Annotated in this window: 14 protein-coding genes; 10 read left to right on the top strand and 4 right to left on the bottom strand. The window is 65.6% G+C overall.

Features of this window, described 5'->3' with window-relative positions; genetic code table 11:
• Nucleotides 1-36: 36 nt before the first annotated feature.
• Nucleotides 37-705 (bottom strand): TetR/AcrR family transcriptional regulator, encoded by a 669-nt coding sequence (locus OOB33_RS07240; protein ID WP_271008178.1) that lies wholly within the window; start codon nt 703-705, stop codon nt 37-39.
• Nucleotides 706-846: 141 nt separating this feature from the next.
• On the opposite strand from OOB33_RS07240, the gene OOB33_RS07235 reads away from it, so the two are divergent.
• Complete coding sequence (locus OOB33_RS07235) at nt 847-1,866, top strand: zinc-dependent alcohol dehydrogenase family protein (RefSeq protein ID WP_271008177.1); 1,020 nt, start codon at nt 847-849, stop codon at nt 1,864-1,866.
• Between the two features lie 25 nt (nt 1,867-1,891).
• Here the strand turns inward: OOB33_RS07235 and OOB33_RS07230 are convergent, their stop codons facing one another.
• Genes OOB33_RS07230 through OOB33_RS07220 form a run of 3 tightly spaced genes read right to left on the bottom strand, consistent with a single transcriptional unit; the run spans nt 1,892 to nt 4,153 of the window.
• A complete protein-coding gene (locus OOB33_RS07230; RefSeq protein WP_271008176.1) occupies nt 1,892-2,827 on the bottom strand; it encodes a PDR/VanB family oxidoreductase in 936 nt (311 codons plus the stop codon).
• Nucleotides 2,824-3,756 (bottom strand): pyridoxamine 5'-phosphate oxidase family protein, encoded by a 933-nt coding sequence (locus OOB33_RS07225; protein ID WP_271008175.1) that lies wholly within the window; start codon nt 3,754-3,756, stop codon nt 2,824-2,826. Before OOB33_RS07225 ends, OOB33_RS07230 begins: the two co-directional genes overlap by 4 nt.
• Before the next feature lie 22 nt (nt 3,757-3,778).
• Entirely contained in the window at nt 3,779-4,153 is a 375-nt protein-coding gene (locus tag OOB33_RS07220) for a DsrE family protein (protein WP_102768223.1), read from the bottom strand.
• 564 nt (nt 4,154-4,717) lie between these two features.
• Between OOB33_RS07220 and OOB33_RS07215 the strand changes: the two genes are divergently transcribed.
• The 9 genes from OOB33_RS07215 (at nt 4,718) to OOB33_RS07175 (ending at nt 12,857) form a co-directional block, all read left to right on the top strand.
• The gene (locus tag OOB33_RS07215) at nt 4,718-5,221 is read left to right on the top strand and encodes a YHS domain-containing (seleno)protein (RefSeq protein ID WP_102768224.1); all 504 of its coding nucleotides are present in this window, start codon (nt 4,718-4,720) and stop codon (nt 5,219-5,221) included.
• Nucleotides 5,222-5,296: 75 nt separating this feature from the next.
• The gene (locus OOB33_RS07210; protein ID WP_171827335.1) at nt 5,297-5,614 is read left to right on the top strand and encodes a BufA1 family periplasmic bufferin-type metallophore; all 318 of its coding nucleotides are present in this window, start codon (nt 5,297-5,299) and stop codon (nt 5,612-5,614) included.
• 31 nt (nt 5,615-5,645) lie between these two features.
• Nucleotides 5,646-6,479, top strand: a complete 834-nt coding sequence (bufB, locus tag OOB33_RS07205) for an MNIO family bufferin maturase (protein WP_243392786.1) — start codon at nt 5,646-5,648, stop codon at nt 6,477-6,479.
• 191 nt (nt 6,480-6,670) lie between these two features.
• Nucleotides 6,671-7,405, top strand: a complete 735-nt coding sequence (locus OOB33_RS07200) for an HvfC/BufC family peptide modification chaperone (RefSeq protein ID WP_271008174.1) — start codon at nt 6,671-6,673, stop codon at nt 7,403-7,405.
• A gap of 94 nt (nt 7,406-7,499) precedes the next feature.
• Nucleotides 7,500-7,970: a DoxX family protein gene (locus tag OOB33_RS07195; RefSeq protein ID WP_271008173.1), complete on the top strand. Its 471-nt coding sequence runs from the start codon at nt 7,500-7,502 to the stop codon at nt 7,968-7,970.
• A gap of 81 nt (nt 7,971-8,051) precedes the next feature.
• Complete coding sequence (locus OOB33_RS07190; protein ID WP_102769629.1) at nt 8,052-8,906, top strand: AraC family transcriptional regulator; 855 nt, start codon at nt 8,052-8,054, stop codon at nt 8,904-8,906.
• 727 nt (nt 8,907-9,633) lie between these two features.
• Entirely contained in the window at nt 9,634-10,047 is a 414-nt protein-coding gene (locus tag OOB33_RS07185; protein WP_271008172.1) for a GntR family transcriptional regulator, read from the top strand.
• A gap of 19 nt (nt 10,048-10,066) precedes the next feature.
• Entirely contained in the window at nt 10,067-11,023 is a 957-nt protein-coding gene (locus OOB33_RS07180) for an ABC transporter ATP-binding protein (RefSeq protein ID WP_171828237.1), read from the top strand.
• Nucleotides 11,016-12,857: a hypothetical protein gene (locus tag OOB33_RS07175; protein WP_271008171.1), complete on the top strand. Its 1,842-nt coding sequence runs from the start codon at nt 11,016-11,018 to the stop codon at nt 12,855-12,857. The genes OOB33_RS07180 and OOB33_RS07175 overlap by 8 nt, the downstream gene beginning before the upstream one ends.
• The last annotated feature ends 102 nt before the right edge of the window (nt 12,858-12,959 follow it).

Here is a 12,959-nt window from a genome sequence, read left to right as displayed (position 1 = left end):
TCGGGCGTACGCAAGACTGCGTGTGGAAACCCCGAGTTAGCGGCCGAGAGAACCTGTGTTCGCCTCTGCCGGCCAGGCCGCCATGGCCACGTCCACCATGCGCAGCAGGCTGCTGGTGCTGGCGCCATCGCGCGCCTGGATCGCCAAGCCCTGGATCACCAGCGCAAAGTAGCCGGCCAGGGCCGCGCAGTCGGTGCCTGCGGCCAACTCACCCTCGGCGCGAGCGCGCTTGAGCCTTTGCTCGATGGCTTGTCTGGCCTGCAGACGCATGGCTTCGGTCTGTGCGTGCTGAGCTGCATGGGCGGGCGCACCCTGCAGGCCGGCGGCCGACACCATGCAGCCGGCGACGTGGCTAGGGTCGGTGTACTGGCGACAGGCCGCCCGCAAGGCCTGCTCCATGCAAGCATGCGCCGGCAAATCGGACAGCAGGGCGTCGCCGAGAAAAGCGCCATGACGTTGCGCGTAGAGATCCAGGCATTCGCGATAGAGCGATTCTTTGTTGCCAAAGGCCGCATACAGGCTGGGCGGCGCGATGCCCATCGCACTCGCCAGCGTGGCCGTGGACACGCCCTCGTAGCCATGCCGCCAGAACAGATCCAGCGCCAAGTCCAGGGCCGCGGCACGATCAAAGCCGCGCGGGCGCCCAGGCAGGCGGCTGCCCTCTGAGTCATGGGTAGAGGTGGTGGCTGATCTCGGCTTAGGCATGGATGAATTGTATTGATCCCTACACAAATGACAGTGCGGAGATTGCAGGCGCGAGCAATTCAGTCTTTCGCCACGCGGAACACCGCGACCGGCTTTCGAACGCTACTATTTATGTATCGATCACTACATAAATCGGAAATCATGAATCAGCAATTTCAAATTCGCATCAAGGACGCCAAAGCGCAGCTGCAGGCGCATACCGGCGCAGCCCATCACGAGCCCGCTGCCGGCCAGGTGCTTCTGCAGGTGAGCGCGGCGAGCCTGAACTACCGCGACCTGCTCACCTTGCAAGGCGCTGCCAGCGGGGCGGCACGCGATGGCCTTGTGCCTCTGTCTGATGCCGTCGGGACGGTGCTGGCCGTAGGCGACGGCGTGCAGGGATGGCAGGTGGGCGATCGCGCCAGCCCCAACTTCTTCCCGGCCTGGGTGGATGGCCGTTTTGACCCTGCCCATCTGCAAGAGGCCCTGGGCGGCGGCAACACCGACGGGGTTTTGAGCCAGAAGCTGCTGGTGTCGGCTCAGTCGCTGGTGGCACCCGCTGCGCACCTCAGCGATGAAGAAGCCGCCACCCTGCCCTGTGCCGGCTTGACCGCCTGGCATGCCTTGTTTGAGCGCGGCCAGGTCAAGGCCGGCGAGACGGTGCTGGTGCAAGGCACCGGTGGTGTGGCGCTGTTCGGCCTGCAACTGGCCGCTGCGGTCGGGGCTCGTGTCATCGTCACCTCCTCCTCGCATGCCAAGCTGGAACGTGCCCGCCAACTGGGCGCCTGGGCCACCATCCATTACGGCGAAACGCCGGACTGGGACCAGCAAGTTCTGAGCTTGACCGAGGGGCTGGGCGCGGACCACATCCTCGAGCTTGGCGGCCCGGACACCTATGACCGCTCCATCCGTGCCGTGGCCTCGGGTGGGCGCATCGCACAGATCGGCGTGCTGAGCGGCTTCAATGCCCGCCCCGACATCCAGTCGCTGCAGTTCAAGAACGCCCGCATCGACGGCATCTGCGTGGGCTCGGTGGCCCAGCTCCGGCGCCTGAACCAGTTCATGGCGCAGCACCGCATCCGCCCCGTGGTTGATCGCGTGTTTGACTTCGAGGACAGCCCTGCGGCCTACACGCACCTGGCCTCCGCGCAGCATTTCGGCAAGCTGGTGATCTGCCTCTGATGGCCTGTCTGCCCCTGCGATCGGGTCAAAGATCCAGGGTCAGGCTTTCACTGCTGGCCCAGCCCACGCAGGTGCACAGGCCCTCGGCGCGTTGCGCGGGGCTCAGGCAGACGTCACGGTGCAGCGGGCTGCCCTCCAGCACGCGGCTGTGGCATTGCCCGCATTCACCGCGCTTGCAGTCGTAGGCCACAAAGGCGTCGGCGGCAATCAAGGCATCGAGGATGCTGGTGCCCGGCTGAACCTCGACTGCGATGCCGCTTTGCGCCAGATGGACGCGAATCGGCCGGTCGCCTGGCTGCGATCGGGTGCCAAAGCTCTCGAAGTGCAAGGCAGCGCCCGGCCAGCCCAAGTCTGCAGCGCGTTCACGCAGCGCATTCAGCAGAGGCACCGGACCGCAGGCGTGCAGGCTGGCGCCGGCGCTGAAAGTACCCAGCAACGCCTCCAGCGCCGGCGGGTTCGCACCCACGTGCAGATGAAGTTGCGCGTGGGACAGCGCCCGCAGCTCGTCGAGCAGCACCAGCCGGTCCTCGCTGCGCGCCAGATAGTGCAGCTCAAAGGGCTGGCCGGCTGCATTCAAGGCGTGGGCCATGGCATGCATGGGCGTGATGCCAATGCCGCCGGCCACCAGCACGGTCCGGCCCTGCTCGGCTTGCAAGGGAAAGCTGTCGAAGGGGCCGTCCACATCGAGGGCTTGCCCTGCCGCCAGTTGTTCATGGATCCAGCGCGAGCCGCCCCGCGAGGCCGGGTCGAGCAGCACCGCAATGCGGTACTCCTCGGCCGCGCCCTCCGTGCCGATGAGGGAGTAATGGCGCTCCAGCCACTGACCGCCGGAAACCGGCAGTTGCAGCCGCAGATGTGCGCCAGCGGACCACGGAGGCAAGACCTGACCCTGCGGATGACGCAGGCGGATTTCAAGCACGTCCGTGCCGTGACGCTGCAATTGGTGAACGATCAGTTTCATGCAGTGACCTTGGGGTTGAAGGGCGAAGCGTCCAGGAATTCCCAGCTCAAAGCCATGGCGTGCTCGCGCAACAACCAGGCCTCGATCTCGAACTCCCAAAAACGACCGGTGCCCCCGGTGAGGCCCTTCGGATCTGCCTGATCCCAGAGCAGCTCGGCGCGGCCCGTCAGATGCAGGAGGCGGCCATTGGCGAAGTCCGGAATCACCAGTCCGCAGGCCGGATCCAGAGCGAGATTGCCCAGGGTGTTGAACATGCTGTTGCCGGCATAGTCGGGCACGCGCAAGCGACGTGCGCTGAGGCGCTCAATGAAGCCAGTGGGGCCGCCACGGTGCGAGGCATCGAGCGAGCCGCCCGGTGCGCCGCTGGCGATGAAGAGCGTGTCTGCCGCATCGAGCAGTGCAGCACTGGCTTCATCGAGGGCCTGGCCGCGTTGCACGCTCGCGGGCTGCGCTGGAGATGCTTCATCAACGGCGCCTTGCGGATGGCGTCGCTGGATGTACTTGGGGCAATTGGGGTAGGCTTCATCGATGGCCACACGTACGTGCTGCCCATCGACATGCTCGACATGGCCGTTCACGCGGTAGCGGCGCCGGGTCGAAAGCTCAATGAACAAGAGGCCGGCCTGCGAGCCGAGGTCCAGCTCCTGCCAGAAGGGGTCGTCGGCCTGGCGCTGCGCGCGCGCCGACGCGATCTCGATGCTGCGCCCTTCGGGGCTGCGCAGAAAGCCAGGTGGCCCGAAGAGCAGCGAGGCCCAGACCTGGCCCCGACCCGTGCGGGTCGCGGTGGCGACCATGACTTGCTTTTCGATGAAGGGGCGGGCGCCGGCGATCACTGTGTCGGTGATCACACCGGCATTGCGCACTGCGATCGCAGACTCTCCGGCGCGTGCTTGCACGGCACGCTCGCCTTCATGGAATGCATAGGCCATGGTCGTCTCCCTTTGTCTTGCTTTAGAACGTGAAGACGGTGAAGCCGTCGGCCACCAGCTTGCCCAGGCTGGGCAGGCCGGAGGTGCCGGGCACGCTGTTGTCGGTGATCAGGTCAAAGCCGCTCTTCACCGCCTCTTCACGCGAGCCGAACACATCGGCACAACCGCAGGACACGCCAGCGATCTCGGTTTCCACCGCCTTGAACAGGGCATGCACGGGATGATCGGCCTGGCTGATCACACCGGGCCAGCGGGTGCCTGCGCCTTGGAAGTAGATGGACACGTCCGTGCCGCGCTGCTTGAAGTCATAGGCGGCGGCCAGGCCGTTGAACATGCGACCGAGCGCGTCTTCGCCGCCGTTCTTCGGGTCGGACAAGATGATGATGGCTGCTTTCATGGGGTTCCTTGGTGGGTTGGATTCAGAGTGATTCAGGTCCTGCGGTGTGCTGCAGGCCTGGGACTGAACTCTAGGGATCGAGCGTCACTTCAGAAATCACTTGCACGGCAATGGGCTGTTACGGCGCGCGGAAGAATGGCCGCCCTGCTGCAGGCCTGCTGGGCTTGCTTCGGCAGCCTCGGATAGGTGGAATGAGATGAGATGGGATGGGAGATCACGGTGATGGCCACGGATGTGAGGCCTGGCCCCACGCGAAACCCGGTCATCTCCTGCGCCGCGCTAGTCGGCGGGGTGAGCGCCTTCTCGGCTGTTCAAGACGAATGGGATAGCGAACGAGACGCGCAGTCACCTCAGCAAGCGCTTCGATTCCTAAAGTTCAGTCCATGCAGTCGGGCCAGGACATGCAAACGCAAGAAGCCCTGCCCCAGCTGCTGTGACACCCGAAGTCGCGGCGACTTTCATCGTTGCACGCCGATCACTTTCAGCACTTCAGCTTGTACTCAGGGGTTGGCCTGAGCCGAGTCATTCAAAACCACCAACCGATCCGCCCAAGAAAGGCACATCATGTCCAAGAGCTATTTCCGTGTTTCCCTGATTTCCATCGCCGCCGCTGCCGCACTGACGGCCGGCCTCGCCCCGTCTGCGGCCTTCGCCTATGACGAGAACTCTGCCGCTGTCGTGAATATCGACAGCAAGGGTGTTGGCCTGCGTGGCCATGACCCCGTGGCCTATCACACCGTGGGCGCGCCGACGGCGGGCAAGGCTGAGTTCTCGGCCAAGCACAAGGGCGTGACCTATCTGTTCGCCAGCGCCGCCAACCGCGATGCCTTCAATGCCAACCCGGACAAGTACGAACCGGCCTACGGCGGCTTCTGCGCCATGGGTGTGGCCCTGGAGAAGAAGCTGGACGGCGACCCGGCAGCCTGGAAGCTGGTGGACGGCAAGCTGCACTTGAACGTCAACAAGGACGTTCAAAAGAAGTGGCTGGAAGACGTCCCGGGCAACAACAAGAAGGCCGATGCGAACTGGCCCTCGATCAAGGCCAAGACCCCCAAGTCCCTGGCTTGATCCTGAAGCGGGGGCGCGCTGACTTGAGCCCGGCGCGTCCTTCCTTCCCTCTCCCCAACCGACTCCCTACACATCATGAGCACTCGACGACATGTGATCACAGCCCTGGCTTTGGCTGCGGCTGTACAGGGCGCAGCCCAGGCCGCAGAGAACAAGCCGAGCAGCAGCAAGCCTGCCATGGAAAAGTGTTACGGCATCTCGCTGGCCGGGCAGAACGACTGCGCCGCTGGCCCTGGCACCAGTTGCGCCGGGACCTCCAAGGTGGACTATCAAGGCAATGCCTGGAAGAAGGTGCCCGTCGGTACCTGCGTCACCACCAAGACCCCGAAAGGCCAGGGATCGCTCACGCCGATCACGGCGATCACGCGAATCACGCGGGTCACCCCGATCTAGCCCCTGTTTCGCCGCAAGAGAGAGCGCCATCGTGCAGCCAAGTATCGGGCTGAGCTTCAAGCCTCAGCATTTTCAGCAAGCCATGCAGGCGCAAGCCCAAGGCCTGTGGTTCGAGGTCCACCCCGAGAACTACATGGCCGACGGCGGGCCGCGCCCGCGCATGCTGGCAGCGCTGGCCGAGCGCCACCCGGTGGCGCTCCACGGTGTTTCGCTTTCACTGGCCGGGCCGGAGCCCTTGGATCTGCAGCACCTGCGCCGCCTTCGACATCTGATCGACCGGATCAAACCGGTCCGGCTGTCTGAGCACCTGGCCTGGTCTCGCCTCGGAACACGCTATGTGCCTGATTTGCTGCCGGCACCGCGCACCCGCGCCTTGCTGGAACGGGTCGTCGCCCATGTCGACCAGGTGCAGCAGCTGACAGGCATGCGCCTGGCGCTGGAGAACCCCAGTCACTACCTGAGCCTGGAGGGCCACGAGTTCAGCGAAGCGCAGTTCCTGAACGAGGTGGTGCGACGCACGGCCTGCAGCTTGCTGGTCGATGTCAACAACCTCCACGTCAGCGCCGTCAACATCCAGCAGCACGCCAGCGACTGGCTGGCGGAGATTGACATCGAGGCCATCAGCGAGATCCACCTCGCGGGGCACAGCGAGGATCCCGAACTCGGCCCCCGGTTGCTGATCGATGCCCACGATCGCCCCGTTTCTGAGGAGGTGCTGGCTCTGTACGCCGCCTTGTGCCAACGCATCGGTCCGCGCCCCACGCTGCTGGAGTGGGACGCAGACGTGCCTGAGTTCTCGGTGCTCTGGCAAGAGCGCGAGCGGGTGCAGGCCGCCACTCCAGCCTGGAGCTTCGCCCATGACTAGGGAAGCTCTGCATCCATCAGGCCGGCCCCTGCCAGCGCGGCCTCGGGCGGTCTGCCGCCTTGCACCTCTCGCCAATAGCTACGGCTATTGGCTTCCAGCTGCGCCTTGCAGACCATCCCGATCCGCACTCCACGGTGTCGCCCCGATTTATGCAGAGCTTCCCTAGCCCTTCGAGCTTTTACACCCAGTTCTTGACCAGCATCGACGGCTGGCATTTGCTGGCCGGAACCGACGTCGAAGCCGGGCTGGCCCCGGCGCCAGCGGCCACCGCGGTGTATGCCAACACCGGTTTGCGCGCGGCCATCGAGGCCCTGGAAGCCAACTTCCTCAGCGTCGCCCAATGGTTGGGCGGCCCCTGGTTCTGGCCGGCGGCGACCGCATTCGCGCGTGCCCACCCGCCTCAAGAAGGCCGCTTGTTTCTGTACGGCGATGGCTTCCCCGAGTTCTTGGCCGCGCTGGAGCACGCTCAACTGGCCCGTTACACCAGCGATCTGGCCTGGGTCGACTGGATGTGCATGCGCGCCCATGCAGCAGGCGACCACCTCCCGCTGACCGCGACTCGCTTGGCCACGCTTCCAGCCGATGCCTTGCCAGGCCTGCAACTGAAGGTGGCACCGTCGACCCATTGGAAGCCTGCGCCTGGATATGCACTGGTCGAGCTCTGGCGCGAGGCACGCGCCGGGCGCACCGAGATCGAAATCAAGCCCCAGGAGCTCACCGGCGTGCTGGTGACCCGGCCTGAGGACCATGTCTGGGTGCACGAGGTTCCGCTGGCGAGCTTGCATCTGCTGGAAGCGCTGGCCTCCGGGCAATGCCTTGCCGAAGCCGCGGCCCATGCCAGCAGCAAGGCATCGCCAGACCGTCCCTTCGATCTGCAGGCGGCGCTGAGCCCCTTGCTGGACAAGGGCGCCCTGCTGATGCCCTAGGCACCCCTGACCCTGACGGAATCAAGCGGCTGCGCCTCGCCGCCCCCACCCGCAACTTTCATGTCACCGAGCATCCCCCCACAAGGAACCCATCGTGAACGCCCGCCTTCCCACGCTCTCGCATGCGCACCAAGCCCTGATTCACGGGGCCGGACGCCTCTTCTCTAACACCGTCCTCCTGCTGGCGGCTCGCCTGGCGCTCGCGGGCATCTTCTGGCGCTCCGGGCGAACCAAGGTCGACGGATGGTTCACCCTGAGCGACTCGGCCGTGGCCTTGTTCGCGGAGGAGTACCAGCTGCCTTGGGTGGAACCTGGGCAGGCTGCTTTGCTGGCCGCGCTGGCCGAACATGCGCTGCCGATCCTGTTGATCCTGGGTCTGGCCACACGCTATGCATCCATGGGTCTGCTCGTCATGACCCTGGTGATCCAGTTCCTGGTCTACCCGGACGCGTGGCCCACGCACCTCAGCTGGTTGTGCCTGCAGGCCTTGATCCTGGCCCGGGGTGCCGGAGCACTGTCCGTCGACGCCATGCTGTCCAAGCGATTGTTCCGCCCCATGCAATGAGCTCTTGCGATGGATGCGCTTGGTGCCGATGGCTCATGCCGTCGATGATGCGGCATCTCCCCGGCACAGATGCAGGCCTCCATGTCAGACGAAATCGATACCTTGTTGACACGCTTCGAGCTGAGAACGCGTGTGTTCTTCTCGGGGCAACTCTGCGGCGTCGCGAACTTCGATGACGGACAGGGTGTGGGCCATTTGCATGTGATGCGAAAGGGGCAGCTCGATGTCCTGCTGCCCGACGGCTCGGTACAAACCGTGAGTGCTCCGGCTGCCCTCTTCTTTCCGCGCGCCACGCCGCACCGTCTGCGCGCGCCCGAGGTCGACGGGCCCGATCTGATCTGCGCATCGGTGGTCTGCGGTGCGGCGCTGGGTCAGCAGCTGATGGCAGAGCTGCCCGCCATGTTGGCCGTGCCCTTGGAGGACCACCCTGGCTTGCAAATGAGCCTGCAGCTGCTGTTTGACGAAGCCTTCGCCGAACGCCAGGGGCGAGCGGCCGCCGTCGACCGCTTGAGCGAGCTGGTGCTCATCCATCTGCTGAGGGAGGTGCTGAAGCAAGGGCACTTGAAAGCCGGCGTACTCGGCGGCTTGGCCGATCCTCGCCTGGCCCGGGCCTTGCACGCCATTCACACCGACGCGGCAAGACCCTGGACGCTGGAGCAGCTGGCCATCGTGGCTGGCATGTCGCGCGCACGCTTTGCAGCGCAGTTCACTCAGATCATCGGGCAATCACCGGGCGACTACCTCGCGAGCTGGCGCATTGGCCTGGCACAGAGCCTCCTCGGCAAGGGCCGCCAGGTCAAGAACATCGCAGACGAGGTGGGCTACGGCAGTGCCTCTGCGCTGACCCGGGCTTTCGTCCTCAAGACGGGTCTGGCGCCCACCGAATGGTTGGCAAGCAAGCGAGCAGGTGCACGCGCTGCGCTCCACAGCACCTGATGCCTTTTTCGCAGGCTCGCACACACACTCATTCATTCACTCAATCAATGACCTGCCCATAAGAAGAAGAGGCCTTTCGGCCTCTTCTTCACCAAGCCCCGACCGACTTGATTCAGCAGTGACAGGCTTTGCTTCTTTGCAAGATCTTGGCCGATTCGACCCGGATCGGGCTTGGAAAAAACTGCTGCTCCCCGGAGCTCCTTGCTGCCACTGTGAAAGGCCACTCAGCCAGCGGTTGCCAACTGTTGCTGTCGGCGCCCGTATGGCAGCCATGTGCCCAAAGCGGAAACTCGCCGAACACCAGAAATAGGCTGATGTGAGTCGCTCTCGTTCGGCCGGCTGAGCGACCGCGGCCACCAGCACCGGAGGTTCGACTGACGACCGACGCCTCGTTACCCAGTACGTCGTCCGCGCGCCGGCGTTGATGGCTTCAAGAAGGCTGAAGCGGCCGAAGGAACGACCTCAAACGCTACCAAAGTGGCTGGGAAGGTCCGCCGAGCCAGCGAGACGAGCCGTGGGGTCGGCACCTGAGCGCACCCCGATGGCGGTACGTACCCGCGCAGGGGCGCAGGGGCGCAGGGGCGCGGGAGCATGCTGCCAAGCGAGCGTTCCTGCGAGCCAACGGGAGCACGCGCCCCTCAACGGCGCCCACATGACTTCCTGCACCGTTCGATGTGCGCTGGAGCGCCTATACTGTACTCATTGAACTAATACAGTAAGGACGCAAATGCCGCGCCACGCTCCTTTGATCCTCGACATTGCGCCCGGCGACCCTCGCCCGATCACACGACAAATCGCCGATGCCATCCGGCGCCAAGTGGCGGCCGGAGAGCTGCAGGTGGGCGACATGCTGCCCAGCGTTCGCGGGCTCGCACAGCAACTGCTGATCAATCCGAACACGGTCGCCAAGGCCTACCAGGAGCTGACGGTTGAGGGGTGGCTTGATGCCAGAGCGGGCCTGGGCCTGTTCGTGGCCCAGCCGCGCCAGCGCCTGTCGCAAGAGGAGCAGCAGCGTCGCCTGGACGCTGCCTGCAACCGCTTCGTGGACGAGGTGCTAGGCCTGGACTTCACGCCCAAGCAGATGCTGGGCCAATTGGCTGATGAGCTTGCCGTCCTGAGCAAGCCGCGTAAGCGCGCCTGAACGCAGAGGAAGAGGACCAATGAGCGAATGGGTAATTGAGACCGAGGCGCTGTGTCGCAGCTTCGGCCCGGGCAAGAAGGCCCTGAGTGACTTGAGCCTGCGCCTGCCGCGCGGCGGCGTGCATGCCATCGTCGGTGCCAACGGTGCAGGCAAGTCCACGCTGTTTCGCATCCTGCTGGGCTTCATGGCGCCCAGCAGCGGCAGCGTCCGCGTGCTTGGCGTGGACAGTCAAGCCCTTGGCCCTTCGGAGCGGGCGCGCATCGGCTTCGTCAACGAAGAGCACAGCCTGCCGGGCTGGATGGTGGTCAAGGAGCTGATCCGCATGCAGCAGCGCCTCTATGCCGCACCTGGTATCGGGCGCTGGCAGGCTGGCCTGCTCGACGAGGTGCTGGGGCACTTCCACGTGGAGTTGCACCAGCGCGTCTCTGAGCTCTCACGGGGCGAACGCGCGGGGCTGAGCCTGGCTCTGGCACTGGCCCAGCAGCCCGAATTGCTCATCCTCGACGAACCGACCCTGGGCCTGGATGTGGTGTCCAAGCGCGCCTTCCTGGAGGCCCTGCTGTTCAGCGGTCAGCAAGACGGGGCCACCATCGTCTACTGCTCGCACCAGATGGAGGAGATCGAACGCATTGCCGATCACCTGGTGGTGCTGGAGCGTGGCGAGCTCCGCCACCAATCCAGCCCCGACGCGTTCTGCGAGCGTGTGCGGCTCTGGCAGATCGAGTTCCCTTTCAAGGCGCCGGAGCTGCGCGGCCTGGCTGGGTATCTGCAGAGCCAGACCGTCGACGGCATCACTCAGCTCCTGCTGCTCGATCAGCCTGAGGAGGCCACGTCCGCCGCATTGCAAGCGCTGGGCGCACGCCGGGCCATCAGCGCGGCGGTGGGCCTGGACCGTGCGATCAACGCCTTTCTCGCCAAGAACCATGCGGCACCACGCCGCGCCAAGGATGAATCGAAGGAGTCGGCACATGCCTGAACTGATGTGGGCGGAGATGCGCCGCTACCGTGGCTGGGCTCTGGGCCTGGCGCTGCTCAATTTCGCCGGCCTGGCCTACCTCGGTCGACTGACCGATATGAGCCAGCCCAACATCGGCCTGCTGGGCCTGATCGGCGCAGGCTATGTGGTCGTGGGCCACTTGCTGGGCGGCTGGCAGATGTGGAACTACAGCCGTGCCAACGTCTGGCTGAACCTGTTGCACCGGCCGCTGGCGCCCAGGCGCTTGATGCTGAGCCTGGTTGGTGCGGCCGCCTCGCTGCTGGCCGCAATGATCATGCTGCCGGTTGCGCTGGCTCTGCCGGTGGCCTCGCTGTCGGGCGGCGTGGTTGAGCCCTGGCAGCTGGGTCTGACCCTGCAAGCCTGGTTGCTGGCGCTGGCCGGCTACCTGGCGGCCTCGATCGCGGTGCTGGCGCCTGGGCGCTGGGCGCTCCTGCTGCTTGCCAGTCCCTTTCTACTGGTCGCCGAGTTTCTGGCGGTGCCCTGGCTGCCCTGGCCGATGCTGGCCCTGGTGCTGTGGCTGCTGGCGGGTCTGGACCGCCTGTTCAAGCCGGATCTTGCCAGCTCACCCCGCGGCCAAGCCTGGCTACTGCTGCTCGGCCTGCCGATGGTGCTGGTGCTGACCGTGGTGATGCAGATCGGTGCTGCAGTTGGCACGCAGGCGGTGCTGGCGGCGGCGGGAAGCCACCCACAGTTCGAACGGCAGCCCGCGACGGGCAGCTACGAGGCCCTTCAGCGACTGGGTCCGGGCGAGCAGTTGGCCGAGAGCCTGGGCCAGGCGCAGGGGCGCAAGATCGATCCAGAGGCTTGGAAGTCGCTGCCGGTGGCGATGCTGTACCCGACCTTCGATCGCATGCCGGTGCGCTTCCAGCCGGGCCGGAGCATGTCGCTGAGTTGGGACTGGGTCGAACGGGGCTGGCGCATGGAGTTCAGCCACGCCCAGCAGGTCTACCTGGCCTTTGACAACAACGGCCAACAAGTCGGCCGCCTGGGGCGTCAGGGCTTGCTGGAGCCGTCGGAGCCGATAGCGCCCGAGCAGCGCTTTACGTCGCCACCGATGCAGCTGGGTCCCTGGATGGTACTGGGCCCTGAGTTGTTGCGCCCTGAGTCCGGCGGCGCCCGCCTGAAGACCCTGCTGACGCTGCCGGGCGCGCAAGACCGCTTCATCGCCAGGCCGGTGGCGCTGGGCTCCGAGCAGGACCTGCTGATGCTCAGCAACCGCGAGCTCCTGCTGCTGGATCGCCGTGGCACGTTGCGCTGGCGCCAGCCACTGCCCCATGGTTCACGCGATCTGCGTAGCATCGCCGTGCTCAAGGACGGGGAGGGCTGGTTGGTCTTGATGCTGGAGGGCCGCCCCTTGGAACCGAGCCGGCCTTGGCAAACACTGCTGCGGGTGGATGAGTCCGGGCAGGGCCGAACGCTGCTTTCGCAGGCGCTGAAGCCAAGCTTCGGAGACGCCTACTGCTGGATCTACTGGGCGGTCTCACCGCTGCAGCATGAGTTGCTCATGGCGCTGGATGGGGCTGTGTTCAGGCGCCAGGGTGGTGTTGAGATGGAGGGCCAAGCCCTGGCGCCGCCAGGGTCTATCCAGTCGGTGGGCTACGCCTTGCTGGGCCTGTCGGCCGCCATGGCTGCCTGGCTGGCCCACCGGCGCCGCCAGGGCCTTGGCGCCGGGCTGGTCTGGGTGTCGGTCTGCGGCTTGATCGGCCTGCCGGCCTTGCTCGCAGCCGGATTGCTGATGCGGCCCCGACAAGCTCGGACAGCCGAGGCTCGACAAGACACGCGACCCGGACCGCGCCGAGCGGTCGCCACCTAGCCACGGGCTGCACCTGCACAGGCCTGGGGCAGTTGGGCATCGATGTCGACGCCTTGCTGATCACCTCCCCCGACGACAAGCCGTCTCAACCCAACCACTGAC

Origin of the sequence: Paucibacter sp. B51, from assembly GCF_027863535.1 — a bacterium.
In the GTDB taxonomy this organism is placed as follows: Bacteria; Pseudomonadota; Gammaproteobacteria; order Burkholderiales; family Burkholderiaceae_C; genus Paucibacter_A; species Paucibacter_A aquatilis.
Note: the sequence above shows the minus strand (reverse complement) of the source record. Positions and strands in the feature narration are given on the sequence as shown.

Bases quoted from the DNA above. Each gene is read 5' to 3' on its own strand.
- OOB33_RS07175 (WP_271008171.1), top strand. From the start codon at position 11,016: ATGCCTGAACTGATGTGGGCGGAGATGCGCCGCTACCGTGGCTGGGCT.
- OOB33_RS07240 (WP_271008178.1), bottom strand. From the start codon at position 705: ATGCCTAAGCCGAGATCAGCCACCACCTCTACCCATGACTCAGAGGGC.
- OOB33_RS07235 (WP_271008177.1), top strand. From the start codon at position 847: ATGAATCAGCAATTTCAAATTCGCATCAAGGACGCCAAAGCGCAGCTG.
- OOB33_RS07210 (WP_171827335.1), top strand. From the start codon at position 5,297: ATGAGCACTCGACGACATGTGATCACAGCCCTGGCTTTGGCTGCGGCT.
- OOB33_RS07180 (WP_171828237.1), top strand. From the start codon at position 10,067: ATGAGCGAATGGGTAATTGAGACCGAGGCGCTGTGTCGCAGCTTCGGC.
- OOB33_RS07185 (WP_271008172.1), top strand. From the start codon at position 9,634: ATGCCGCGCCACGCTCCTTTGATCCTCGACATTGCGCCCGGCGACCCT.
- OOB33_RS07190 (WP_102769629.1), top strand. From the start codon at position 8,052: ATGTCAGACGAAATCGATACCTTGTTGACACGCTTCGAGCTGAGAACG.
- OOB33_RS07220 (WP_102768223.1), bottom strand. From the start codon at position 4,153: ATGAAAGCAGCCATCATCATCTTGTCCGACCCGAAGAACGGCGGCGAA.
- OOB33_RS07215 (WP_102768224.1), top strand. From the start codon at position 4,718: ATGTCCAAGAGCTATTTCCGTGTTTCCCTGATTTCCATCGCCGCCGCT.
- OOB33_RS07230 (WP_271008176.1), bottom strand. From the start codon at position 2,827: ATGAAACTGATCGTTCACCAATTGCAGCGTCACGGCACGGACGTGCTT.
- OOB33_RS07225 (WP_271008175.1), bottom strand. From the start codon at position 3,756: ATGGCCTATGCATTCCATGAAGGCGAGCGTGCCGTGCAAGCACGCGCC.